We start from the raw sequence: 25063 nt of genomic DNA on the forward strand, positions 1-25063 counted from the left end.
GTTATTCCGTCCCCTTCCAAAGTGCTTGTATGTGTTCGTATGCTGCTCGAGGGTCCGTTGCCCCCGTAATTGCTCGTCCGACTACGATATGCGTCGATCCTGCAAGACGCGCTTCTTCAGGTGTCGCTATCCGCTTCTGATCATGTGCTCCACCATCTGCAAGGCGAATGCCTGGAGTCACTTTGAAAAAGGGTTTTCCGCAAACATCTGTGATCGCTGTCGCTTCATGGACAGAACAAACCACACCATCAAGACCTGCTTCTTTCGTCAGCTTAGCATAATGAAGGACAGATTCTTGTAATGCAACGCCTATCAACTGCTCTTCACGAACTTGACGCTCGTCTGTAGAAGTCAGTTGTGTAACAGCGATTAGTGATGGACGTGACATTCCGGATGGCGTCCCTTTATCCAATCCTTCAAGAGCTGCCTCCATCATTGTCTTACCGCCAGCTGCATGTACATTCACAAGGTCAACACCGAATCCCGCAAGCACTTCCATCGCTGATTTAACCGTGTTTGGAATATCATGTAATTTTAAATCAAGGAACACATCATAACCTTGCTCTTTCAACCGAGCCACAACAGCAGGCCCTTCTTTATAATAAAGTTGCATGCCCACTTTGACATTGACGTCTCCGTCAAAAGCACGTAGGAATTCGAATGTCTTTTCAGCCGAATCAAAATCGAGCGCTATAATCGGAGATGTTTTCATAGTCGATGACTCCTTCCTATCAGTTCAGAAATATGATTGATGCCAAGCTCGTCCAACTTAGCTGGCAATTGTTCAATGATCTGCGGACAAATAAATGGATTGACGAAGTTTGCTGTTCCTACCGCGACGGCACTTGCACCCGCAGACATAAAGTCGATAATATCAGCCGTTTCAGTCACACCACCCATTCCAATAATCGGAATATTGACAGCCTTACTTACTTCATAGACCATCCGAATCGCAACTGGTTTAACAGCAGGGCCAGACAAACCGCCTGTGCCGTTCGCAATAACAGGTCGACCTGTTTTCTGGTCAAGTCGCATCCCAATCAATGTGTTAATCATCGTAATGCCATCCGCTCCGCCCGCTTCAACCGCCTGTGCAATTTCCACGATATTAGTGACGTTTGGAGATAGTTTGACATAAACCGGCACTGAAGACACTTCTTTTACAGCTCTTGTCAGCTCCTTGGCAATTTCAGGAACTGTTCCAAAAGTGATACCTCCTGCTTTGACGTTCGGACAGGAAATATTGAGCTCAAGCGCTTTGACATTTGGTGCTTGAGATACAGCTTTCGCCACTTCCACGTAGTCAGCTGTTTCAGTACCCGCTACATTTGCAATGATTGGCACATCAAACTGCTCAAGCCAAGGCAACTCGCCTTCCAACACGCCTTTTAGACCCGGATTTTGCAGTCCGATTGCATTTAACATACCAGATGCCGTTTCTGCAACACGCGGTGTCGGATTGCCCAACCTTGTTTCAAGTGTTGTGGCTTTGATCATTATTGCCCCAAGCAGTGACAAATCATATAGTTGGCCATATTCTTTACCGAATCCAAAACAACCGGACGCAGGCATTATTGGATTTTTTAATGATAAACCTGGTAATTCAATTGATAATCTATTCATATTGCCACCACCCCTGCCGGGAATACTGGACCATCTGAACATACTTTAATATACGCTTTTTCCGATCCTTCCGTTGTTTGACAAACACACGCAAAACAAGCACCGATTCCGCAGCCCATTCTTTGTTCGAATGACAGAAAGCCTTTTTTCCCAGCATACATTTTTTCAATCGCTTCAAGCATCGGCATAGGACCACAGCTGTAATATGTTGAGAATTCATCACCAAGTTCCGCCATAACTGTAGTCACGAAACCTGCTGTTCCTTGCGACCCATCGACCGTTACGATATGGGTTTCGCCGAGTTTACTGAACTCTTCTTCGTAAAACACAACATCCTTTGATTGGGACCCTAAAACATGCGTGCATTTCACGCCCTTCGCCGTCAATTGCTTCGACAGCTCATACAACGGTGGTACACCTATTCCTCCGCCAATTAAGATTGCCGTTTCTCCCGTTGCCGTTTCTTCAACTGGGAAACCATTACCGAGCGGACCAAGCACATCAACTTCATCACCAGCACGTTTCTGTGAAAGAATTGTCGTTCCCAGACCTTCTGCGCGATAAATAATAGTCATTTCGCCAGCGTCTTGATCAATGGAAGCTATTGAAATTGGACGTCTTAGTAGTGGTTCAAACGAGTCTGACACACGAATGTGAACAAACTGGCCTGGGGAAGAAATTTCCCCGACCAATTTACCGTTTAACTTCATTTCGAAAATATTGTGAGCAATTTGCTGTTGTGAAGTAACTGTCATTCGATCTTGGATGATCATACAGTCTCCTCCACTTTCCCCATTTCCTCAGTTTGGAATGTCATCGATTCAATTACGCGCAACATTGCATCTGCCGTATCAAGTGAAGTGAAGCAAGGAATGCCGTTTTCCACTGATTCACGGCGAATTCTAAAGCCGTCACGTTCTGGCTGTTTTCCTTTTGTCAGCGTATTAATGACAATTTGTGCTTCTCCTTTTTGAATAACATCCAAAAGCGTCTGCCCTTCAGAACCGATTTTACCAATTGTTTTCACTCGGATGCCAGCGTTCTCTAACACTGCAGCAGTACCGCCCGTAGCTAAAATGTGGTAACCAATATCCGTAAAGCGCTTAGCAATGCTAACCATCTCTTCTTTATCTTTGTCAGAAACTGTCATTATCACAGAGCCGTATTCTTTTATTTCCATACCCGCTGCAACAAGACCTTTGTACAAGGCTTTTTCGAGCGTAGTATCTTTACCCATAACTTCTCCGGTTGATTTCATTTCAGGTCCAAGCGTAATATCTACTCGACGCAATTTGGCGAATGAAAACACCGGTACTTTAACGTAGACGCCAGCCGGTGCCTGAACTAGTCCATTTTTGTAACCTTGTTCGATAATTGATTGGCCAAGAATTGCTTTTGTCGCAATGTTCGCCATCGGAATGTTTGTGATTTTACTCAAGAACGGAACCGTTCGGCTCGAACGCGGATTCACTTCGATGACGTAGACTTGCCCTTCCGAGATGACGAACTGGATATTGAGAAGGCCTATTATTCCAAGTCCTTTTGCAAGACGTGTTGTGTAATCAGCAATTGTTTCCAGTTGTGAAGCTGATAAGTTTTGCGGTGGGAACACAGCAATTGAGTCACCTGAGTGAACACCTGCACGTTCAATATGTTCCATAATACCTGGAATCAATACGTTTTCTCCATCGCATATACCATCGACTTCGATTTCAGTTCCTGTCAAGTAGCGATCGACAAGTACCGGATGATCTGGACTCGCTTCAACAGCATTCTCCATGTAATAAAGCAGTTCTTCTTCATGGTAAACAATTTCCATCGCACGTCCACCAAGTACATAAGATGGTCTAACGAGTACAGGATAGCCGATTTCATTCGCAATCGCAACAGCTTCTGGTACTGAAACAGCTGTTTTTCCAAGAGGCTGTGGAATACCAATTTCACGTAATGCACTTTCGAACTTATTACGGTTCTCCGCACGGTCAATATCTTCTAGAGACGTTCCTAAAATTTTGACACCGCGTGCTTCAAGGCCAGCTGCTAAGTTAATAGCCGTTTGTCCACCGAATTGAACGATTACACCTTCAGGCTGTTCAAGGTCTACGATATGCATAACATCTTCAATTGTTAGCGGTTCAAAATATAGTTTGTCTGAAATCGAGAAGTCTGTTGACACCGTTTCAGGGTTGTTATTGATGATGATAGCTTCGTATCCTGCTTCTTGGATTGCCCATACAGAGTGTACTGTCGCGTAGTCGAACTCAACGCCTTGACCGATTCGAATCGGGCCAGAACCTAGAACGACGACACTTTTCTTATCTGATTTGATGGACTCATTTTCCTCTTCGTACGTTCCGTAAAAGTATGGTGTATCCGATTCAAATTCGCCGGCACAAGTATCCACTTTTTTATAGACAGGAATAAGGTCGTGTTCTTTTCGCCAGTCATAAACCGCTCGCTCATCTGTGCTCCACAGTTCTGCAACCGTGACGTCTGAGAAGCCCATGCGTTTCGCAGTGCGCAAGGTCTCAAAGTCAAACGAATTCTCTTTTAATACAAGTTCAAATTGAACGATCTTTTGTAGTTTACGTAAGAAAAAGACGTCGATTTGACTCCACTCGTTAATCGTTTCAACTGTCACACCTCTGCGGAATGCTTCACCTATGAAGAACAAGCGCTCGTCACCTGCACGACGGATACGTTTTTCAATCCATTCGTCCGTCATTTCCGAACCGTTCTTCAACGATAAACCAAATTGACCTGTTTCGAGTGAGCGTACAGCTTTCAATATGGATTCTTCGAAGGTACGACCGATTGCCATTACTTCGCCTGTTGCTTTCATTTGTGTACCCAGGTTTCGTTTGGCAGATTCGAATTTATCAAACGGCCAGCGTGGGATTTTTGTCACGATGTAATCAATTGATGGTTCGAAGCAAGCGTATGTCGTACCTGTGACCGGGTTCATCATTTCATCGAGCGTAAGTCCGACTGCTATTTTCGCAGCGATTTTTGCGATTGGATATCCCGTCGCTTTCGACGCAAGTGCAGATGACCGGCTAACACGTGGATTCACTTCAATAATGTAATAGTTAAAGCTGTGTGGATCGAGCGCAAGTTGGACATTACATCCGCCTTCGATTTTCAGTGCACGAACAATTTTCAATGACACGTTTCGAAGCATCTGGTTTTCTCGGTCTGTCATCGTTTGACATGGAGCCGCGACGATTGAATCACCCGTATGGATTCCAACAGCATCGACGTTTTCCATATTACAAACGATAATTGCATTGTCCGCTGAATCTCGGATCACTTCATATTCAATTTCCTTGTAGCCTGCGATTGACTTTTCTAATAGACATTGCGTAACAGGACTGTACTTCAAACCGCCAGTGACGATTTCATCAAGATCTTTATCGTTATAGCAGATTCCTCCGCCAGTTCCGCCCATTGTAAATGCAGGACGAACGATGACTGGGTAACCGATGCGTTTGACGAATGTATAGGCCTCTTCAAGGTTGTGGATAATATCACTATCTGGAACAGGTTCACCTAGATCATTCATCAGCGTACGGAACAGATCACGGTCTTCCGCTTGGTGAATTGCATGGAGCTTTGTCCCAAGAATTTCAATGCCAAGTTCGTCCAAAATACCTGACTCGTGCAGTTCAATCGCCATGTTTAGCCCCGTTTGGCCACCCAACGTAGGAAGAAGTGCATCCGGACGCTCTTTTCGGATAATACGGCTAACAAATTCAAGTGTAAGTGGTTCAATGTATACTTTGTCTGCAATTTCCGTATCCGTCATGATGGTTGCTGGATTGGAGTTGATAAGAACGACGCGATAGCCTTCTTCTTTCAGTGAAAGACATGCTTGTGTTCCGGCATAGTCGAACTCAGCCGCCTGACCAATGACAATCGGGCCTGACCCGATAACTAATATAGTTTCAATATCTGTACGTTTAGGCATTGAAATTCCCCTTTCGGTTGCTTGTTTTCATTACATCCATGAATCTGTCAAACAGGTGCTTCGAATCTTCAGGTCCTGGTGATGCTTCAGGATGGAACTGCACGGAAAACGCTTCGTATTTCGTGCTTTTCACACCTTCAACTGATCCATCATTAAGTGCTCTATGTGTCACTTCAAGATTCGTACCTGCAAGTGATTCTTCCTCTATTGCGTAACCATGGCATTGGGAAGTCAATTCCGTCCGTCCTGTAGTCAAATCTTTAACGGGGTGATTGCCACCCATATGGCTGTTTTTCAACTTCACAGTACGTGCTCCGCAAGCTAGAGCAAACAACTGATGACCAAGACCTATCCCGAAGATCGGGGCTTTCCCTAGTAATTCTTTGATAGTTTCAACTGTACCTTCAACATCCATCGGATTACCAGGACCATTTGACAACACAATGCCATCTGGTGATAAAGAAAGAATTTCTTTCGTCGATGTATTATATGGAACGACGATGACGTCGCAATCTCTGTCATTTAACTCTCGTAAAATACCATGTTTCATACCATAGTCGATGAGAATAATACGCTCGCCGCGACCTGGGCTAGGATAAGGTTTTTGTGTCGAAACGCGTGCAACAAGATCTGTCGGCAATTCGTAAGAAGCGACATGCTCAACCATTTCTTGCACATTTACTTCTTCTCCTACAGCTGTCAGAATACCTTTTAGTGACCCTTTGTCTCGCAGCAGCCGTGTTAATTTACGTGTATCGATTCCCTGGATTCCAGGAATACCTTTCATCGTCAACAGTTCGCAAAGTGTCATATCACTACGGAAGTTGGATGGTTCGTCTGCCAGTTCACGAACGACTAAGCCGCTCGCCGACAATTCAATCGATTCATAATCGTCTCGGTTAATTCCGTAGTTGCCGATAAGCGGGTAAGTCATCACAATGATTTGTCCAGCGCCCGAAGGATTTGAAATTGTCTCTTGATAGCCTGTCATACCTGTTGTAAATACAGTTTGACCGATTGAGGCTTCATCAGAACCAAAAGCGATTCCTTCAAAAATTGTACCGTCTTCTAAAATCAACATTCTTTTTTTCATCATTCTCCAACCTCCCAGACTACTTTTCCACCATAAATTGTTTTAACCGGCCATCCTGTACAAGTCCAACCGTCAAACGGCGTGTTCTTACCATTTGAAACAAATGTCGTGCGATCTATTTTTGCTTCTTTGTTCAAATCGAGTAATACCAAATCTGCAGTGGCGCCAACTTCGATTTTCCCGTATGGTAAACCGAATACATCAGCAGGTTTTTTTGTCATCCAATCAATAAGCTGCTGCAATGTCCAAGTTCCTTTTTTAACGAAGTTTGTATACAGAAGTGGGAATGCTGTTTCAAAACCAGTAATTCCGAACGGTGCTTTTGCAAAACCTGCTGCTTTTTCTTCTGCAGTATGTGGTGCATGATCTGTTGCGATGAAATCAAGCGTGCCGTCAAGCAATCCTTCGCGCAATGCTGCAAGATCTTCTGTCCCACGAAGCGGCGGATTCATTTTCCAATCTGCGTCATCGCCAGGAATGTCATCTTCTGATAGAAGAAGGTGATGCGGGCTCACTTCTGCAGTTACATGAATACCTGCTTTTTTCGCATCGCGGATAACCCGGACCGACTCTTTTGTACTGACATGACAGACATGGTAATGAGCACCAGCTGCTTCTGCTAGTAAAATATCACGTGCGATATGAACCGATTCTGCAATAGAAGGAATGCCAGGAAGACCGAGTTCTTTATTACGTTTGCCTTCGTGCATTGCGCCACCGTAGATAAGCGAATTATCTTCACAATGTGCAACAATCGGCATACCTATTTCAGCTGCGTCCTGCATCGCTTCGTACATCATTCCTGCCTGTTGTATACCAACACCATCGTCTGTGAATGCGAAGGCTCCGTGTTCTTTCAGTTCCGCAAGATTCGTCCGTTCTTTACCTGCTTCCCGAATCGTAATAGAAGCGTATGGAAGGACACGGATTAGGGACTTCTGTGCGATTAAATCATTAACGAGTGTCAGATTTTCTTTTGTATCCGGCACAGGGCGTGTATTTGGCATTGCGCAGATAGTCGTGTAGCCGCCTTTCGCTGCTGCAAGTGTTCCACTTTCGATTGTCTCTTTATGCTCCCCGCCCGGTTCACGGAGATGCACGTGGACATCGATGAAACCTGGTGCTAGTAAAAGTCCGTTGCCCTCGATTATTTCTGCGTTTTCAACTGTTAGCTGATGACCGATTTCTGTGATTTTATCACCCGTTACTTTTACATCTGTTGTGACAAGTACCCCATCGCCGTTAAGCATCTGAACCCCTTGAATAAGTTTCTGCATGTCAATTCCTCCCTTTCAATACTGATTCCAATACGGCCATCCGTATGTATACACCATTTTCCATTTGTTTGAAAATCCGTGATTTTCGACATTCTATTAACTTATCTGCAATTTCAACACCGCGGTTGAATGGTGCGGGATGCATGATGATTGCTTGCTCCTTCATAAGCTGCTCACGGGCTTCTGTCAGGCCGTATCTTTCATGATAACTTTCGCCTGCAAACGTTAATTCTTTCTCATGTCTTTCATGTTGAACTCTTAGCAGCATAACTACATCACTATCTTTTATCACTTCATCCCACGAATCCACACTTTCGAATTCACCTGCCCATTCAGCCGGGCAAAGGAATGTCACGTTTGCACCAAGTGTCGTTAGGGCATCTGCATTAGATCGCGCTACACGGCTATGTGTAATATCACCTGCAATAAGTATGTTCAATCCTTTAAATGAACCAAACTCTTCTCTTATCGTGAACAAATCTAGCAGTGACTGCGTCGGATGCTGACCTGAACCGTCTCCTCCATTAATGATGGAAACTGACGTTCTACCAATCAACTGCTCATAGTAACCATCTTGTGGATGGCGGATAACGAGTGCATCTACGCCAATTGATTCGAGCGTCTTTACAGTATCATAAAGTGTCTCTCCTTTTAATGTACTGGAGAAGCTGGATTCAAATGGCAATACATCAAGTCCTAGTTTCCGCTGTGCCATTTCGAAGCTCATTTTTGTACGTGTACTCGGTTCAAAGAATAAGTTACTGACACTATATTTCCCGGGCAATTCTCGGGTTCCCGACTTTTTAAACGTTTCGGCTCGGTCAAGAATTGACATGATTTCTTCTTCGTTTAAGTGTTTCATCGATACAAGATGTTGCATCTGATTTGTCCTCCTTTTATTGAAAAGCGTAGGCGCTTGGTCAGGGATCGATAGGAATAACGCGGGTCTACTTATGACCTATTCCCCTAGTTACATATAAAAAACGAGCCTTTCCGACAGGCGGAAGGGCTCGTTAGGCGTGACAGTCCAACACTTACACTTGTTGTGTAAAATGGTTGTCAAACGAACCTTTCCCTGACTCTCGGAACAGTGTTAAAAGGTCTCTATTCTTTTTCATCAACTAAACTTTCGTTTGTTCTGCCAGGCAGTACAAAGTTGAGTACTACTCCAACAATTGCAGCTAGCGCCATTCCTTCAATCTGGAATGTATCGCTAAATTTGATGCTCGCACCGCCTATGCCGATTACTAGAATGACTGAAGCGATGACCAAATTGCGTTGGTTGCCAAAATCGACTTTGTGATCGACAAGCATGCGTAGCCCTGACGAGGCGATAATTCCGAAAAGGAGAATCGAAACCCCACCGAGCACTGCCGTCGGAATCGTTGCAATCAATGCCATTGCTTTCCCTAAGAACGAGAAGGCCATGGCGAAAATTGCAGCTCCTAATATTACATATACACTGTAGACGCGAGTAAGTGCAAGGACACCGATATTTTCGCCATATGTCGTTTTAGGCGGACCTCCTACAAGTCCACTTATGAGGGTTCCAAGTCCATCACCAAGTAACGAGCGGTTCAATCCTGGATTTTTTATGTAATCTCTTCCTACGATTCGACCAAGGACTAGCTGATGGCCGATGTGCTCCGATATAGTGACAATAGCTATTGGTACCATAAGAACAAGGAGCGTAGGTGTAATAATGAATTCATAATCTACACCTGGCAAAAGCAATTCAGGAAATTCAAACCATTTCGCCTTCACAACCGCTGTGAAATCCAATATCCCAATGAAAGCCGAGTATATATAACCAACGATGATGCCGACAAGTATTGGCATCAGGCTGATGATTCCTTTGAAGAACATGATACAGACGATTGCTGCGGCCAATGTGACAAGTGCTGCCGAGAAGTGAAGCAGATTGTACACCTTTTCATCTCCGACTTGAATTGTACTTGCCATGCTAATTGCAGTTGGTGAAAGTGCCAGTCCGATTACGATAATGACAGGTGCCACAACAATCGGCGGCAATACTTTCATGATCCAGTTATAGCCCGTTTTCCAAATGAGTAATGAAATGATTCCGTAGACTAGAGCGACAAACATACTGCCGATCATTGCACTTCCAATCCCGCCTGTCTGAGTCGCAACTTGTATCGGAATGATGAAGGCGAAAGAAGAGCCTAAGTACGCCGGCACTTGGAATCGTGTAACAAGGATAAAGACGATGGTTGCAATACCGCTTGTCAGTAGGGCAATTGCTGGACTTAATCCGACGAGTTGAGGTACTAATATTGTTGACCCGAACATGGCAAACATATGTTGCAAGCTAAGGATAATCCATCTAGATGGTGCCGGTTTTTCATGTACGTCTAATACTTTTTCAACCATTGTCAATTCCCCCCCGTGCGGCTTATATTTTTATTTAGTATGAATCGACACGCTATCTTTACCATCTGTTTCTGCTACGCTCACGACAACCTGTTCGTCACTTGACGTCGGGATGTTTTTCCCGACGAAATCAGGTCGAATCGGTAATTCCCGATGGCCTCGGTCAACAAGTACTGCAAGTTGGATTGATCCTGGTCTTCCAAGATCCATTACTGCATCCATCGCTGCCCGAACCGTTCTGCCTGTATAGAGGACGTCGTCTACTAGAATCACTTTCATAGCTGTCACGTCATGCTCGATGTCCACTTGCTGGACGAGCGGTTCTTTATTACCATGTTTCAGCATAAGATCATCCCGATACAATGTAATATCAAGTTCACCGGCTTTAATCGGTTTCCCTTCGATAAGTTCAATCTTTTCAGCTAACCTTTTCGCTAGAAAAGCCCCGCGTGTTTTAATGCCAACCAGAATGCATTCGTCAATCCCTTTGTTACGTTCAATAATTTCGTGAGCAATTCGTGTAACTGCCCTGCCGATTGCCTGTTCATCTAGAATATTTGCTTTTTCGGTCATTTCAACATCCTCCATTTCCCATTGTCTTCTTCGGTGTTTCGGTCAAATGCCTTCCAGGAACCAGTCGGGTTGGATAATCAACATAAAAAACCCTCCCGGCCTAGGATGGCGGGAGGGTTTACCTGCAGAAAAAATGTACATAGAAACTGCGCGCAGCAGTTTGACTGTACTTCCGTGCAACCTTCCCAGCCTCTCTGGACTGATTTTAAAGGTATCGCTATTCATTTGCTTCGTTCATTATATATTCTACTCTTCTGTTTTGTCAACGCTTTTCCTAACTTTATCGACCAACTCTGTAAAGTCCTCAGGTAGGGGGCTGTTGAATTCCAAATACTCACCTGTTACAGGATGATCAAAACCGAGCGTTCCTGCATGTAATACTTGTCCATTAAATTCAAGTGTTTTTTTCGGTCCATATTTCGGATCTCCAACAAGCGGATAACCAATATATTTCATATGAACCCGAATTTGATGCGTTCTACCCGTTTCCAATCTGCATTCGACAAGTGTGTAATCGCCGAATCGTTCCAATACTTTGAAATGCGTCACCGCATGCCTTCCTTTATCAACGATAGCCATATTTTGACGCTCCCGTTGATCACGGCCGATTGGTGCATCAATTGTTCCATTATCGTGCGGAATATGGCCATGGACAAGTGCTGTGTAAACACGTGTTACAGACCTGTTAACAAGCTGGTCCACTAACGACACATGCGCCTTATCATTTTTCGCCACCATCAAAAGCCCGGACGTATCTTTATCAATACGATGGACAATCCCTGGACGAACTACACCGTTGATGCCAGAAAGGTCCGTGCAATGGTGCATAAGTCCATTGACGAGCGTTCCTGATGGATGACCTGGTGCAGGATGAACAACCATGCCACGCGCTTTATTGACAACGAGCACGTCTTTATCTTCATAGACAATATCGAGATTTAACTCTTCTGCAACTACATCCAGTTCTTCCAGTTCAGGTTCTTCCACCGTCACTGTATCTCCTAGCCTTACTTTATAATTCGGTTTCACTGTAATCCCGCTTACCAGAACAAGACCATCTTTCAGCCATGTTTGAATTTGGGTACGTGACCATTCGGGATTGACCGCCGACAATGCTTTATCGATACGGCTTCCTTTGTGTTCTTCAGTTATTTCAATTTCAATCTTTTCCATTACTACACCTTTTTCTTGTTCTTTTTTTCATCCAAAATAATATGGATGATGATCATAATCACACCAACAGTTAATGCTGCATCTGCAACATTGAAAATCGGGAAATCATAGTTGATAATCGGGATTTTCACATCGACAAAATCGACAACTTCCATACGCCATAGACGGTCGATGAAATTACCAATCGCCCCCCCAAGAAGAAACATTAAACTGAACCCAAAGAGCGGTTGCCCTTTCGCTTCTTTATGGAAGTAATAGATAATACCAATTACAACGACAACAGTAACGATATAAAATAACCACATTTGACCTTCAAGCATGCCCCACGCAGCTCCCCTATTACGGTGAGAGAGAAGCCCTAAATAAGGATCTACAATGCTAATTTTTTCGCCAAGTTCCATGTTTTTAACGACTAGCCATTTCGTCAACTGATCCAAAATAATAACGAATGCAGCCAATCCGTAATAAATGAACAATCCAAATACCCCCGTCCGACAGATTACGTTCCATTTTACCACATCGACACCGACATGACCGCATTTCAATGCTAAAAAAAAGACGCTGAGGTCAGCCTTATAAAAAGACAACCCCAGCGGCTTCAGTTTGACAATTTTACGAATAATGCATTTTTACAACTTCTGCACAACGCGTACATAGTGTAGGGTGTGTTTCGTCTGATCCGATTGTTTCAGAAATCGTCCAGCAACGCTCACATTTTTCGCCATCTGCCTTTTCAACTAGAACACTTACAGTATCCAGTTTCAAAGTACCTTCCGGCATATTACCAATATCTCCTTCAACGAACTTCGATACGATGAAGAATTGTGCAAAGTCGATATCATCCGCAGCGAATACATCTTTCAGGCTTTCAGGGACAGCAACTGTCACTTTCGCTTCAAGTGATTTCCCGATAACTTTACCATTACGTGCTTCTTCTAGTGCCTTCAGTACGTCATCACGGACAAGCATCAAGGTAACAAATCGTTCACGCAACGCTTGTGCTTCCACTCCTAGATCTTGTGCTTCTGGCATATCTGTTAGCTGAATACTTTCTTCAGTTTTATGCTCGATAAATGCCCACATTTCATCTGTCGTATGCGGCACAATTGGTGTTAACAATTTCAACAGTGTAATCAGCGTTTCATACATCACTGTCTGCATTGCACGACGATGTGAATGGTCTGCACCTTCGATATAGACAACATCTTTCGCTATATCAAGGTAGAACGAACTCAATTCACCCGTACAGAAATTATTCACCGCATGATAAACACTAGCAAATTCATAGTTTTCATAAGCATTACGCACTTCTTTAATCAAATCCTGCAATTTCACATAGACAAATTTGTCTACTGTACGAAGATTTTCAAACGCCACAGCATCTGTAGCCGGATTGAAATCTGATGTATTGCCGTGTAAGAAACGAAGTGTGTTACGAATTTTTCTGTACACTTCAGAAACTTGCTTGAAGTTAGAATCAGAAACTCGTACGTCCGCTGTGTAATCAACAGAAGATACCCATAGGCGAAGAATGTCTGCACCAAGCTGGTTCATTACTTTTGCAGGAATAATAACATTACCGATTGATTTACTCATTTTACGCCCTTCACCATCAAGCGTGAAACCGTGGCTTAGCACGCCTTTATATGGTGCATGGCCATTGATGGCAACACTTGTCGTAAGAGATGAGTTAAACCATCCTCGGTATTGGTCAGACCCTTCAAGATATAAGTCAGCAGGGTAAACGAGGTCGTCCCGTTCTACTAGCACACCTTGATGTGTTGAGCCTGAATCGAACCAAACGTCCATGATGTCCGTCTCTTTTGTAAACTCTCCGTTCGGGCTTCCTTCGTGCGTGAAACCTTCTGGTAGTAAATCTTTTGCTTCTCTTTCAAACCAGATATTCGATCCATTTTCACGGAACAATTCTGAAACGTTAGCAATTGTTTCATCTGTAATAATCGGTTCTCCGTTTTCTGCGTAAAACACAGGAATTGGAACTCCCCATACACGTTGACGAGAAATACACCAGTCGCCGCGATCACGAATCATATTGTATAGTCTTGTTTCACCCCATGATGGAGTGAATTTTGTTTTTTTGATTGCATCCAGCAACTCTGTACGGAACGATTCAATCGAAGCGAACCATTGTGCAGTCGCACGGTAGATAACTGGCTTTTTCGTACGCCAGTCATGCGGGTACGAGTGAGTGATGAATGATAATTTTTGGAGTGCGCCGACTTTTTTGAGCGCTTCTGTAACTGCTTTATTAGCATCCTCGTAAAATAATCCTTCAAAGCCAGGTGCTTCGTCTGTCATGACACCACGGTCATCGATAGGAGAAAGGGCATCAATACCATAAGATTTAGATACGTAGAAGTCATCTTCCCCGTGGCCTGGCGCTGTATGGACACAGCCAGTACCTGCTTCAGCTGTAACGTGCTCACCAAGCATGACAAGAGAGTCGCGTTCATACAATGGGTGCTTGGCAACGACACGGTCTAGTTCAGAACCTTTCAATTCACGCTCAACAGCATAATCTTCCCAACCAAGTTCTTCTGCAACGAATGTAAGAAGATCTTTAGCAATTAGGAATTTCTCTGCTCCAGCTTTAACAATTACGTAAACGAATTCTGGATGTACAGAGATTCCAAGGTTTGCAGGAATTGTCCACGGAGTCGTTGTCCAGATTAAGAAATTAACATCTTCATCAATTACGCCTAGTCCATCTTTCACAGGGAAACTAACATAAATAGATGCTGACTTCTTATCTTGATATTCGATTTCTGCTTCAGCGAGTGCGGATTCACTAGATGGTGACCAGTATACTGGTTTTAGACCTTTATAGATAAATCCTTTTTTCGCCATTTCTCCAAAAACTTGAATTTGACGCGCCTCAAAAGAAGGTTTCAGCGTGATATATGGATTATCCCAGTCGCCACGTACACCAATCCGTTTGAACTGGCTACGTTGGTTGTCAATCTGGCTAAGCGCATATTCCTCACACATTTTGCGGAACTCTGCTATTGACATTTCTTTTCTTTTTACACCTTTGTTCACTAATGCCTGTTCAATCGGCAATCCGTGGGTATCCCAGCCTGGAACGTATGGCGCGTGAAATCCTGTCATTGACTTGTGGCGAACAATCATATCTTTCAATACTTTATTCATCGCGTGCCCCATATGAAGATCACCATTCGCATATGGAGGGCCATCGTGTAATACGAAAAACGGGCGACCTGCAGTTCGTTCCTGTACTTTTTTATAAATGTCCATCTCTGCCCATTTCTCTTGCATTAATGGCTCTTTATTAGGCAAGTTACCTCGCATCGGGAAATCTGTTTTCGGCATAAGTAATGTATCTTTGTACTCCATATTGTTTCCTCCTCTAAAATTGAAAAGCTCAAGGCGCCGTCCAGCCCCGTCAGGCATAAGTGAAAAGGAAGGCAGTCTGAGTGCGCACGTCCTGTCGCGACGACTGCATACCTACATCCTGTAGGCACGAGGAGACGTATTTCAGCCACCACGGCAAAGCGACTTATGACCCGAGGGGGTGGCGCCTGGAGCTAGACACCGTTCTACGTTACAAAAGCTAATACTTTTTATCATTCGAAAAACGTAAACGGATCGCAGTTTAAGTGCGCGACGTTCTGTAGTAACAATGAGGGATGAAGTTCAATCCCTCTCCACTGCATACCTACATAAGGAAGGCAGTCTAAGTGCGCGACGTCCTGTCGCGACGACTGCATACCTACATCCTGTAGGCATAGGCACAAAAAAATCCCCGCCCCTAAAAAGGGACGAAGAATTATTCTCGCGTTACCACCCTACTTGTAGCAAATGAATTTGCTACCACTCAGACACTGTAACGGAGTGTTTCCGGGATTACGTAAAACATTCCGCAATCCGGCTCGAGAGTGATTTTCATTTCCAATCCGTTGACCGGGCTCCCACCGCCCCCGGCTCGCTGTTCATAGATTTGGAAGGTACTTTCTCTTTCAACGCCTGTTCTAAATATATGCCTATAAGTATATGTGTGGATTAAGACCAAAGTCAAGTTTCCTTATGAATCTAGGTCGGATGCCATTTCTAAACGCTCTGCATCAATTTCATACTCCAGCAAAACATCCCAGTCATCTGACTGAATCAAATCAAGTTGGGCTTCAATAAGCATTTTGAAACGCGTACGGAAAACCTTTGATTGTTTCTTAAGATCTTCAATTTCCACAGAAATTCTACGTGCACGCGAAAGTGCCTCATTGACAATCCGATCTGCATTCTTTTCTGCTTCCTTGACAATCAGTTTCGACTCTTTCATAGAGTTACGACGTACATCTTCCGCAGCCTCTTGAGCGATAAGAATCGATTTTTGCAGCGTTTGCTCGATTGAGTTAAAATGGGAGACCTGTGCTTCTGTTTGTTTCAAACTGCTTTTTAATGCTTTGTTTTCTTCAAGAATATTTTCATAGTCTTTCATGATTTGTTCTAGAAATTCATTCACTTCATCTTCATCGTAGCCACGGAACTTATTGGCAAATTCTTTATCGTGTATATCAAGTGGTGATAAAGCCATTTAAAGCATCTCCCCTTTAACTTATTCATTCTCTATTATACATGTTGAGCCCTCAGATAACAGTCCTTTTTTAAACTATTGTCTGATAAATAGAAACTTCTATCTATTCGGTTTTTCTCTCCGTTGGTTAGTAGTTCAACCAATCAGGTTTTTCGGGCAGACGTCCTCGCTTGTGCATCCACGCTAAGTGGGTATATGACATACAGGTTGTACTAATGCCGACATTGTCACAGGATGAGGTAATATCCGCCTACCTGTTAATATGGAAAAGTCATTCTAATTTCCCAATAATGAGCCTGATTTTATCTTTACGCGTTCTTCCTTCAATTGCAATCACTCTAAAACGACCCGATCCTCTAATTGATAACATATCTGATTCTTGAAGTTCGAACGCGGGCTGATCCCTAACAGCCCAGTTCACTTTCACTTTTTCACCATGCACAAGTGATGCCGCTTTTTGGCGCGGAATATTGACTAATGCTGCGGTAACTACATCCAGTCGTAAAGAACTGACGATATGCATTTCCTCTGTCCAAATATCCGATGTAACTATCCAGTCTTCCGGACGATTACTTACTTCAACCGTCACTTTCGCTTTCCCAATCGATAAAAAATTAGCTACCATATAATCCTTTAGCTCTTCTGCTACTGCAAAATGAACTTCACCATCCCCCACTCGGATGTCTCCGAATTTAGAACGGTCTATGCCTAAAGACATCATTGAACCTAGGATGTCCTTATGATCCAGTTTTAAAAACTTAGAAGCATATTTCACTTCGAACACGGCTATACGATAATCTATTGGTTCTGGCACATAATAATCCGGATAAATAAGAATTCTTCTTCTTTCCGCTTCTGGAAAAGCACCATACAATCCGACCAACAGCATAGAACTGCTTGCTAGTGATTCTACAATACGCTGTTGCCTAGGATCAAGGAATCCAGTTAGTTTGGGAGAATAGGTATCCTCCACCTCACGTATCCAGCCGATCGCCATTTCGATGAAAGGCTGTTCATCTTTTCTGAAATGCTGAAGTATAGTTTCCATTTCAACGGCTCCTTATAGAAAAATCCTCACATAAGTGAGGACAACTTAATCATTTTATAGAATTAAATTAAATATTGCTGTAACACCATTAGAAATTAAACTCAACGCAAATATACCAACAATAGGTGAAATGTCAATCATTCCAAGTGGCGGTATGAACTTTCTGAAAAATCCTAAATAAGGCTCAGCAATTTTCTCAAGTATTTTACCAAATTTCGTTTCACGTGAAGCAGGAACCCATGACATTAAAATATAAATAATGAGAAGGACCGAGTAGATCTGAATTACACTAGCTATTCCATTATGGAGTAAAACTAAAATATTATCTGACATTATATTCCCTACACCTCATTCAAGTTCTATCGTTCAAAATAATCGGTAATTGCACCCGCAACTTCCACATTTTCCGGCACGCAAAGGAAAATATCCGTTCCAATTCGCTGAATGTCTCCACCAAGCGCATAAACAGTACCGCTTAGGAAATCGACAATCCGAATTCCTTGATCGCGCTCAATTCGCTGTAAATTTACAACAACTGCACGTTTATTTTTCAAGTGCTCTGAAATATCTTGCGCTTCTGCATAGACACGTGGCTCGATAAGAATGACTTTAGAAGACTTCTGTACACTTTGCAAGCTGACAACAGTTGCTGATTGTTGTAGTTCGCCTACTGTTTGTTTCTTCGTTGGCGCCCTACGAGGCTGCTCACGCACAGGACGCTGTTCTTCCCGACTCGGCTGTTCTTGTACTTCTTTTTCTTCATCGTCCAGATAAAACCATTTCTCGAACTTGTTTTTAATGCTCATACGTCTCCCTCGCTTTCTGCTCCGACAAGTGCAGTCCCGATTCTTACATGAGTTGCACCTTCTTCAATAGCGATAATGAAATCATTTGACATCCCCATAGACAATTGAGTACAAGGCGCATATAGTAAATTTTTCACTGAAATACCGTCTCGAAGTTCCCTTAATGAGCGGAATACGGAACGAATCTCATCCACATCCTTTGTGAATGGAGCCATTGTCATTAAACCTATAATTCGAACTTTATCGTAAGTCGCCACTTCTTTAATAAAACTATCAAGTTCAGCTGGTGTTACACCTGATTTACTTGCTTCACCGGAAACGTTTACTTGAATAAAACAATCAACAACATGATCTGCCCGCTTATGAATTTCTTTAACCAAACTCATTCGATCAACAGAATGTAAATAATCAATTTGATTGATGATTTCTTTCACTTTTCTACTTTGAACATTACCGATGAAATGCCAAATGGCACCACTTTGTATCGTTAGCTGTTTCCCCAGAAGACCTTCAGGACGATTTTCACCAAGATGTTGGATATTTGCATCCAACACTGCAGATGTCCTTGCTGTCGAAACTTCCTTCGTAACAGCAACGACCGTAATTTCAGCTCTATTTCTACCTGTTCTGTCACAAGTTGCTTGTATATCATGCTCAATATTTTGTATTCGTTGTTGAAGATTCCCCATTTTTATCACTACTTTTCTTCTATCTTTCACTTCATTGTACCAATCTAGGCTGAACATATCAATAAATAATCATTTATCTGCATTCTTTTTACCTACAAGGACAATATCTTTTCCAATTGTAGTAATCTCTTTAAGATTGACTTTTTTCGTTTCCTTGTCTTTTGTATCAAAAAAATTGTTACGTTCTCCACCGCCAACATGTAAGGATTCAACTTTACCATTCACAGTGTCAATCGTCGCATCTTGGACAAATCCAAGGAATGCCCCTTTGGTAGTGTCAATAACTTCTTTTTTCTGAATTTCCGAAAACCTCATAAAATCCCTCCTTACAATGAATATATGCACCTAAGCGCAAAAAAAACGCAATGCAGTTAGCGCATTGCGTTACATTTGTTATTATTGTTCCATTCCTTCTCGAATAGTTTGAACTGCACTCTTCTCCAACCTTGAAATTTGAGCTTGTGAGATGCCCAGTTCCTTGGCGATTTCAGTCTGCGTTTGTCCCAGGTAAAAGCGTTTTGAAAGGATTGACTGCTGTCTTTCATCCATAGTAGACACCGTTTCTTTTACAGATACATACGTCAACCACCGTTCTTCTGAAACAGTTTTATCCTGTATCTGATCCATCATGAACACAGGATCACCCCCGTCACCGTTCATAGGCTCATGAAGAGACATGGGATCTTGAATTGCATCAAGTGCAAACAAAATGTCGTCTGCTGGGATGCCTGTCGCTTCTGACAGGTCTGATATTCGTGGTTCTCTTTGATTATCGTTAATGAACTGCTCTTTCGCTCTTATTGCCTTATAAGCAGTATCTCGAAGTGACCTTGATACCCGTATTGAATGATGATCACGTAGATGTCTTTTAATTTCTCCAATAATCATCGGGACTGCATATGTTGAAAATCTGACATTGTGTTTCAAATCGAAGTTGTCAATTGATTTAAGCAAGCCGATACATCCGACTTGAAATAAATCATCCGCTTGTTCCCCCCTATATGCGAATCTTTGAACCAGACTAAGGACGAGTCGCAAATTTCCAATAACGAGTTCTTCTCTTGCTGCATGATCTCCGCTCTGTAACCTGATAAACGTCGCTTTCATAACGTCGTTTGTGAGTAACGGCAATTCGGACGTATCGATTCCACAAATTTCAACTCTTGTACGCACCATTCGCTTTTCCTCCAGATTCTGTAGATGACTGTACAAGATAGTCTGTCCGCAGTTGTCCAGAATATGCGAGAATCCACATCGCCAATTTCACCCATTATGCAATTGGATGATTCAAGCTTTCACGCAGTTCAGAGATGATTTTCTTTTCGAGTCGAGAAATATAGGACTGGGAAATTCCAAGTAGTTCTGCCACTTCTTTCTGTGTCATTTCTTCTTGTCCTGTCAAACCAAAACGGCATTCCATAATATAGCGCTCTCGTTCGTCGAGACTCGTAATCGCTTCAATCATATGCTGGCGCTCTATTTTTCTTTCGACGTCGTCAATGATAATGTGCTCATCTGTCCCAAGAATATCCGATAACAGTAATTCATTTCCATCCGCATCAGAATTTAACGGTTCATCAAAAGAAATCTCAGATCGTGTCTTGTTTGTTTTACGAAGATGCATCAGAATCTCATTTTCAATACAACGAGAAGCATAAGTAGCTAATTTGATGTTTTTGTCCGTCTTAAAAGTTTCGATTGCTTTTATAAGTCCGATAGCACCTATGCTGATGAGATCTTCAATATGTGTATTCGTGTTATCAAAACGTCGGGCAATGTAAACAACAAGACGAAGATTTTTTTCAATTAACCTGTCGCGCGCGTTCATATCGCCTTCCATAAATGCTTTTATTGTTATTGCTTCTTCTTCCCGAGTCAATGGCTTTGGAAGAGACTCATGACCTCCGATATAGTATGTGCCGCTTTTCCGTTTAAAAAAGCTGGTGATTATCGACATCCATTTTCTAAATTTAAACAACATAAGCAGTTCCCCTCTCCCTATTTAATGACTCCATTGCCGATACATGTAAGATTGCTTCCGCACCGTCAGGATAACGGCGGTCATTTTTTGTCACTACAATATAACCTGGTTGCAGTGCGTTACCTTCCGCTAATACCCATTGTTTAAATCTAAAGCCAACTGCCCAAGACTGTCCTTGTACCGTTACTAATCGAATCAACCGTATTTGTTTGTGATAGTAATCAGGAAACTCCGACATTGAAGGTGTACCCTGAGGATTCCAAGCAACCAAAGACTTCATCAAATCTTCCGGTATATGCTTCTCCAGCACCTTTAACGATACAAAATGGACAGGTGACCCCGACAATGGCTCCGTGCAGCCGTTCCCAGAATCGATGAATACATCAATCTCAACTTCCGCATCCCAAATAGAGAGAACAGAAGATGCCCGAAGCTCGGATACATGGCGTGCGGTTCTGACATCAAGCCACTTTTTCCTCATGAAATAAAGAGAAACGTATGCAACAACTGCATAAGCAAGAACTGTAAACGACGAACTGGACATATCGATGCGGTATTGAAAAGCCGTTAGTAAACCTCCAGCAAATACCGCCCCTACCAAAACCATTGTCGCAGACTTCTTCCACAGTTCAAAAGCCTTTCCAAAAGCGCAAACAGTCATGCAGATAAAAGAAAAAATCACAACACTAGCCGATGATGGAAAGATAACGACAGGCACCGCACCCACAAAAGAGGCGAACACTAGACGTCCGCGTGCGGCTTGTACGTTTCCTACTTTGTTGGCGAATGAAAGGATTGCATAATTGAATAGCATATTCACTCCGACAATGAATTCCCCGTACATGAGCCGCCCTCCCTGACAACAACGATAGCATCTAGGTTATGAAATGTTTGTCGGAACGGGGGGCAGACAAAAAAAAGAAATCGACAAGATTCGATTTTAGATTTAGGGATTTCTAGTTGATTGAGAGAGGGGATATGATTGGTCGAATCGGTTTTATGTTTGGTTGGACATATTATATGATCGCTTGGCTAAGTTTTATGTTCGGTCAGTCATGCTATATGATCGCTTGGCTAAGTTTTATGTTCGGTCAGTCATGCTATATATCACTTAGCTGAGTTATATGTTCGGTCAGTCATGCTATATGATCAGTCTATCCAGGAATACAGTCGCTCAGTACTATTCAGGCAGCACTAATCCACAACATGCCTAACCAAACGTAAAAAAACTTTCCAAAAAGTGCGATTGCACTTTTTGGAAAGCTTTTGGTCTTTCATTATTAACGACGACGATTGCGTAAAAACGTCGGAATATCGAGTGTATCATCTTGTTGACCACTCTGAGATTGGCGTGTCGGTTCCTGTTGTTGGAACTGTGGCGCTTCCTCTCTACGCTCCCGCGTTGGCGGCTGTTGTATCGGCGATTGCTGCTCACGTGGTTGCGAACGGCTTGCACCGAAGCCAGGGCTTCTTGCAGGACGCGATACGGTTAGTTGTTCTTCACTGAATCCTGTTGCAATGACTGTTACGATAATCTCATCTTTCAAATTGTCGTTGATGACAGAACCGAAAATCATATTCACATCTTCATCTGATGCAGAAGCAACGATATCGGCTGCTTCCTGTACTTCGAACAGACTCAAGTTTGAACCGCCTGTAATATTCATAAGCACACCTTTTGCACCATCGATTGATGTTTCAAGTAGTGGGCTGGAAATGGCTTTTTTCGCCGCTTCGGAAGCTCTATTTTCTCCCGTAGACATCCCGATTCCCATAAGAGCAGAGCCTTTATTCGACATGATCGTTTTTACGTCGGCAAAGTCCAAGTTAATAAGTCCAGGTACAGCAATCAAATCAGAAATACCTTGTACCCCTTGACGCAGTACATTATCAGCCTCACGGAAAGCCTCTAGCATCGGTGTATTTTTATCTACAATTTCAAGCAATTTATCATTAGGAATGACGATTAATGTATCCACAGATTCTTTCATCGCAGTAATACCGCCGATTGCCTGTGTTTGACGTTTCCGTCCTTCAAAAGTAAACGGTCTAGTAACAACGCCTACAGTCAGTGCACCAATATCTTTCGCAATTTGAGCGATGACAGGAGCAGCTCCAGTACCTGTTCCGCCACCCATACCCGCAGTCACGAACACCATATCAGATCCACGCAATGCTTCTTCGATTTGTTCTCTGCTTTCTTCAGCAGCTTTTTTACCGACTTCCGGATTTGCACCTGCTCCTAATCCGCGTGTCAATTTACCACCAATTTGCAATTTCACTTCAGCAGTCGATAGGTTTAATGCCTGAGCGTCCGTATTCACCGCTATAAATTCCACACCTTGTACACCATGTTCAATCATTCTATTTACAGCGTTATTGCCGCCGCCACCAACACCAATTACTTTGATGACTGCAAGGGCGTCAACATTCGTATCAAATTCTAGCATCGTCTCTCCTCCTAGTCCATTTCATACAGTTGTTCATTGACTCATTCGAAGAAATTGTCAAAGACTTTCTTTGCTTTATCTAAAATACCAGGTTTCTTTTCTTTGTTTCGGTCTACTGATTTTTTCTTATTAGTCTGTGCCGGCATATGATTCTCGGAAGCCGCAACTGTCTGTAAATCGGGTTCATGTCCGAAATAAGTATCTTGCATATGTGCATAGTTTATAAGTCCTACCGCAGTTGTATACATCGGTTCTCTTACACCAATGTACTCCGGTGTATGGATACGGACTCTAGTTTTTAACACATGTCTCGCTAATTGAAGAAGACCATCCATCTTCGTTATCCCACCGGTCAATACGACTCCGCCTGGTAGATCATGCACGCCCATACGATACAATTCTTCCAGTACGAGATCAAAAAGTTCTTCAAGTCGTACACCAATAATTTCCGATATGTATCTCTGGCTGTATTGATCTTTTGAGTCAGCCCCAATGACAGGTACTTCAAACAACTCATCATCTGATGCATCATCTGAGAATGCATGTCCATACTGATGCTTAATTTTCCTTGCCTGCTCGGTTGGTGTTTTCAATATAATTGAAAGATCTTTTGTAATATGATCTCCGCCTACCGGTATGACTGCTGTCGCCATGAATCTATTTTCGCCAAAAATGGAGACTGTGGTAGAACCTCCCCCAATATCGATGAATGCACTGCCGTGATTCTTTTCATCTTTCGTAAGAGCAAACGTGCCTGCCGCAAGTGGTTGCAAATAGATTTCTCGTATAACAAGACCCGCTCGTTCTACACAGCGTAATATATTATGAACAAGTGTTTTTGATGTAGTAATAAGTGTTCCGTCCATTTCGAGCCGAACACCAATCATTCCTCTTGGATCCGTTATCTCATCATAATCATCAACGATGAATTGTTTCGGAATGATATTAACGATTTCCCGATCAGGAGGAACAGACATGACTTGTGCTGATTTCATAACCCTATCGAGGTCATCATCAGTAATTTCACGATTTTCCGAGTTAACTGCCACAACTCCTTTGACGTCCTGTAACAAAACGCCATTTGCAGGAATGCCCAGAATGACCTCACGGATTTGCATCCCCGTCATCCTCTCGGCCTGTTCGACCGCTTTTCGGATAGTTTGGACAGTTGCATCGATATCGATGATAGTCCCTTTCCGGATTCCTGCGGATTGAACATTGCCAACTCCAATAACGTGCAAGGATCCGCCATCCACTTCACCGATTAACACTTTAACCGACGAAGAACCTATATCAAGTGATACATATAATTCTGATTGGCTCAATTACTGGCACCTCCCAAATCAACTCTTAATTCCCATTCTATTGTATCCGAAGCATATTGTCTAAATAATTTCGACATCTTTTATCCAAACCCCT

Annotated in this window: 22 protein-coding genes, 1 pseudogene and 1 other annotated feature; all 23 genes and pseudogenes read right to left on the reverse strand. The window is 42.9% G+C overall.

Annotated elements, in window-relative coordinates:
• Nucleotide 1 precedes the first annotated feature (1 nt).
• Nucleotides 2-712 carry an orotidine-5'-phosphate decarboxylase gene (gene pyrF / locus FQ087_RS10245; RefSeq protein WP_149580340.1) on the reverse strand — a complete coding sequence of 237 codons (711 nt, stop codon included), beginning with the start codon at nucleotides 710-712 and terminating at the stop codon, nucleotides 2-4.
• Nucleotides 709-1623: a dihydroorotate dehydrogenase gene (locus tag FQ087_RS10250; RefSeq protein ID WP_149580341.1), complete on the reverse strand. Its 915-nt coding sequence runs from the start codon at nucleotides 1621-1623 to the stop codon at nucleotides 709-711. Before FQ087_RS10250 ends, pyrF begins: the two co-directional genes overlap by 4 nt.
• Nucleotides 1620-2396, reverse strand: coding sequence for a dihydroorotate dehydrogenase electron transfer subunit (locus FQ087_RS10255; RefSeq protein ID WP_149580342.1), 777 nt, complete (start codon nucleotides 2394-2396; stop codon nucleotides 1620-1622). The genes FQ087_RS10250 and FQ087_RS10255 overlap by 4 nt, the downstream gene beginning before the upstream one ends.
• Nucleotides 2393-5590, reverse strand: a complete 3198-nt coding sequence (gene carB, locus FQ087_RS10260) for a carbamoyl-phosphate synthase large subunit (RefSeq protein WP_149580343.1) — start codon at nucleotides 5588-5590, stop codon at nucleotides 2393-2395. The genes FQ087_RS10255 and carB overlap by 4 nt, the downstream gene beginning before the upstream one ends.
• A complete protein-coding gene (locus tag FQ087_RS10265; RefSeq protein WP_149580843.1) occupies nucleotides 5583-6683 on the reverse strand; it encodes a carbamoyl phosphate synthase small subunit in 1101 nt (366 codons plus the stop codon). The genes carB and FQ087_RS10265 overlap by 8 nt, the downstream gene beginning before the upstream one ends.
• Nucleotides 6683-7960 (reverse strand): dihydroorotase, encoded by a 1278-nt coding sequence (locus FQ087_RS10270; protein WP_149580344.1) that lies wholly within the window; start codon nucleotides 7958-7960, stop codon nucleotides 6683-6685. The genes FQ087_RS10265 and FQ087_RS10270 overlap by 1 nt, the downstream gene beginning before the upstream one ends.
• Before the next feature lies 1 nt (nucleotide 7961).
• Nucleotides 7962-8840 carry an aspartate carbamoyltransferase catalytic subunit gene (locus FQ087_RS10275; protein ID WP_149580345.1) on the reverse strand — a complete coding sequence of 293 codons (879 nt, stop codon included), beginning with the start codon at nucleotides 8838-8840 and terminating at the stop codon, nucleotides 7962-7964.
• 224 nt (nucleotides 8841-9064) lie between these two features.
• Complete coding sequence (locus tag FQ087_RS10280) at nucleotides 9065-10351, reverse strand: uracil-xanthine permease family protein (protein WP_149580346.1); 1287 nt, start codon at nucleotides 10349-10351, stop codon at nucleotides 9065-9067.
• 30 nt (nucleotides 10352-10381) lie between these two features.
• Nucleotides 10382-10924, reverse strand: a complete 543-nt coding sequence (gene pyrR / locus FQ087_RS10285; RefSeq protein ID WP_149580347.1) for a bifunctional pyr operon transcriptional regulator/uracil phosphoribosyltransferase PyrR — start codon at nucleotides 10922-10924, stop codon at nucleotides 10382-10384.
• Nucleotides 10925-11170: 246 nt separating this feature from the next.
• Complete coding sequence (locus tag FQ087_RS10290) at nucleotides 11171-12097, reverse strand: RluA family pseudouridine synthase (protein WP_149580348.1); 927 nt, start codon at nucleotides 12095-12097, stop codon at nucleotides 11171-11173.
• Nucleotides 12098-12099: 2 nt separating this feature from the next.
• Nucleotides 12100-12573, reverse strand: coding sequence for a signal peptidase II (gene lspA / locus FQ087_RS10295; protein ID WP_149580349.1), 474 nt, complete (start codon nucleotides 12571-12573; stop codon nucleotides 12100-12102).
• A gap of 136 nt (nucleotides 12574-12709) precedes the next feature.
• Nucleotides 12710-15472, reverse strand: coding sequence for an isoleucine--tRNA ligase (gene ileS, locus FQ087_RS10300; protein ID WP_149580350.1), 2763 nt, complete (start codon nucleotides 15470-15472; stop codon nucleotides 12710-12712).
• A gap of 418 nt (nucleotides 15473-15890) precedes the next feature.
• Nucleotides 15891-16108 (reverse strand) — a binding site (T-box leader).
• A 52-nt stretch (nucleotides 16109-16160) separates the two neighbouring features.
• Nucleotides 16161-16670, reverse strand: coding sequence for a DivIVA domain-containing protein (locus tag FQ087_RS10305; RefSeq protein WP_149580351.1), 510 nt, complete (start codon nucleotides 16668-16670; stop codon nucleotides 16161-16163).
• A gap of 271 nt (nucleotides 16671-16941) precedes the next feature.
• The gene (locus FQ087_RS10310) at nucleotides 16942-17718 is read right to left on the reverse strand and encodes a YlmH family RNA-binding protein (RefSeq protein WP_149580352.1); all 777 of its coding nucleotides are present in this window, start codon (nucleotides 17716-17718) and stop codon (nucleotides 16942-16944) included.
• Nucleotides 17719-17772: 54 nt separating this feature from the next.
• Nucleotides 17773-18051, reverse strand: a complete 279-nt coding sequence (locus FQ087_RS10315) for a YggT family protein (protein WP_149580353.1) — start codon at nucleotides 18049-18051, stop codon at nucleotides 17773-17775.
• A 26-nt stretch (nucleotides 18052-18077) separates the two neighbouring features.
• Nucleotides 18078-18365 (reverse strand): annotated as a pseudogene (locus FQ087_RS23360) (cell division protein SepF); the annotation flags it as partial.
• A gap of 155 nt (nucleotides 18366-18520) precedes the next feature.
• Nucleotides 18521-19213, reverse strand: coding sequence for a YggS family pyridoxal phosphate-dependent enzyme (locus FQ087_RS10325; RefSeq protein WP_149580355.1), 693 nt, complete (start codon nucleotides 19211-19213; stop codon nucleotides 18521-18523).
• Nucleotides 19214-19282: 69 nt separating this feature from the next.
• Nucleotides 19283-19528, reverse strand: coding sequence for a PRC-barrel domain-containing protein (locus FQ087_RS10330; RefSeq protein ID WP_149580356.1), 246 nt, complete (start codon nucleotides 19526-19528; stop codon nucleotides 19283-19285).
• A gap of 81 nt (nucleotides 19529-19609) precedes the next feature.
• On the reverse strand, nucleotides 19610-20389 hold the full coding sequence (gene sigG, locus FQ087_RS10335) for an RNA polymerase sporulation sigma factor SigG (protein ID WP_188006694.1): 780 nt from the start codon (nucleotides 20387-20389) through the stop codon (nucleotides 19610-19612).
• 94 nt (nucleotides 20390-20483) lie between these two features.
• Nucleotides 20484-21194 carry an RNA polymerase sporulation sigma factor SigE gene (gene sigE / locus FQ087_RS10340; protein ID WP_149580357.1) on the reverse strand — a complete coding sequence of 237 codons (711 nt, stop codon included), beginning with the start codon at nucleotides 21192-21194 and terminating at the stop codon, nucleotides 20484-20486.
• Nucleotides 21184-22038, reverse strand: a complete 855-nt coding sequence (locus FQ087_RS10345; protein ID WP_149580358.1) for a sigma-E processing peptidase SpoIIGA — start codon at nucleotides 22036-22038, stop codon at nucleotides 21184-21186. Before FQ087_RS10345 ends, sigE begins: the two co-directional genes overlap by 11 nt.
• A 436-nt stretch (nucleotides 22039-22474) precedes the next feature.
• A complete protein-coding gene (gene ftsZ / locus FQ087_RS10350) occupies nucleotides 22475-23644 on the reverse strand; it encodes a cell division protein FtsZ (protein WP_149580359.1) in 1170 nt (389 codons plus the stop codon).
• 41 nt (nucleotides 23645-23685) lie between these two features.
• Complete coding sequence (gene ftsA, locus FQ087_RS10355; protein ID WP_149580360.1) at nucleotides 23686-24969, reverse strand: cell division protein FtsA; 1284 nt, start codon at nucleotides 24967-24969, stop codon at nucleotides 23686-23688.
• Nucleotides 24970-25063 lie beyond the last annotated feature (94 nt).

The organism is Sporosarcina sp. ANT_H38 (assembly GCF_008369195.1).
In the GTDB taxonomy this organism is placed as follows: domain Bacteria; phylum Bacillota; class Bacilli; order Bacillales_A; family Planococcaceae; genus Sporosarcina.

Bases quoted from the DNA above. Each gene is read 5' to 3' on its own strand.
- FQ087_RS10250 (WP_149580341.1), bottom strand. From the start codon at position 1,623: ATGAATAGATTATCAATTGAATTACCAGGTTTATCATTAAAAAATCCA.
- ileS (WP_149580350.1), bottom strand. From the start codon at position 15,472: ATGGAGTACAAAGATACATTACTTATGCCGAAAACAGATTTCCCGATG.
- FQ087_RS10275 (WP_149580345.1), bottom strand. From the start codon at position 8,840: ATGCAACATCTTGTATCGATGAAACACTTAAACGAAGAAGAAATCATG.
- ftsZ (WP_149580359.1), bottom strand. From the start codon at position 23,644: ATGCTAGAATTTGATACGAATGTTGACGCCCTTGCAGTCATCAAAGTA.
- pyrF (WP_149580340.1), bottom strand. From the start codon at position 712: ATGAAAACATCTCCGATTATAGCGCTCGATTTTGATTCGGCTGAAAAG.
- FQ087_RS10265 (WP_149580843.1), bottom strand. From the start codon at position 6,683: ATGAAAAAAAGAATGTTGATTTTAGAAGACGGTACAATTTTTGAAGGA.
- sigE (WP_149580357.1), bottom strand. From the start codon at position 21,194: ATGTTGTTTAAATTTAGAAAATGGATGTCGATAATCACCAGCTTTTTT.
- FQ087_RS10290 (WP_149580348.1), bottom strand. From the start codon at position 12,097: ATGGAAAAGATTGAAATTGAAATAACTGAAGAACACAAAGGAAGCCGT.
- FQ087_RS10330 (WP_149580356.1), bottom strand. From the start codon at position 19,528: ATGAGGTTTTCGGAAATTCAGAAAAAAGAAGTTATTGACACTACCAAA.
- carB (WP_149580343.1), bottom strand. From the start codon at position 5,590: ATGCCTAAACGTACAGATATTGAAACTATATTAGTTATCGGGTCAGGC.
- FQ087_RS10325 (WP_149580355.1), bottom strand. From the start codon at position 19,213: ATGGGGAATCTTCAACAACGAATACAAAATATTGAGCATGATATACAA.
- FQ087_RS10280 (WP_149580346.1), bottom strand. From the start codon at position 10,351: ATGGTTGAAAAAGTATTAGACGTACATGAAAAACCGGCACCATCTAGA.
- FQ087_RS10315 (WP_149580353.1), bottom strand. From the start codon at position 18,051: ATGTCAGATAATATTTTAGTTTTACTCCATAATGGAATAGCTAGTGTA.
- FQ087_RS10270 (WP_149580344.1), bottom strand. From the start codon at position 7,960: ATGCAGAAACTTATTCAAGGGGTTCAGATGCTTAACGGCGATGGGGTA.
- sigG (WP_188006694.1), bottom strand. From the start codon at position 20,389: ATGGTGCGTACAAGAGTTGAAATTTGTGGAATCGATACGTCCGAATTG.
- FQ087_RS10310 (WP_149580352.1), bottom strand. From the start codon at position 17,718: ATGGAAACTATACTTCAGCATTTCAGAAAAGATGAACAGCCTTTCATC.
- FQ087_RS10345 (WP_149580358.1), bottom strand. From the start codon at position 22,038: ATGTACGGGGAATTCATTGTCGGAGTGAATATGCTATTCAATTATGCA.
- FQ087_RS10305 (WP_149580351.1), bottom strand. From the start codon at position 16,670: ATGGCTTTATCACCACTTGATATACACGATAAAGAATTTGCCAATAAG.
- pyrR (WP_149580347.1), bottom strand. From the start codon at position 10,924: ATGACCGAAAAAGCAAATATTCTAGATGAACAGGCAATCGGCAGGGCA.
- FQ087_RS10255 (WP_149580342.1), bottom strand. From the start codon at position 2,396: ATGATCATCCAAGATCGAATGACAGTTACTTCACAACAGCAAATTGCT.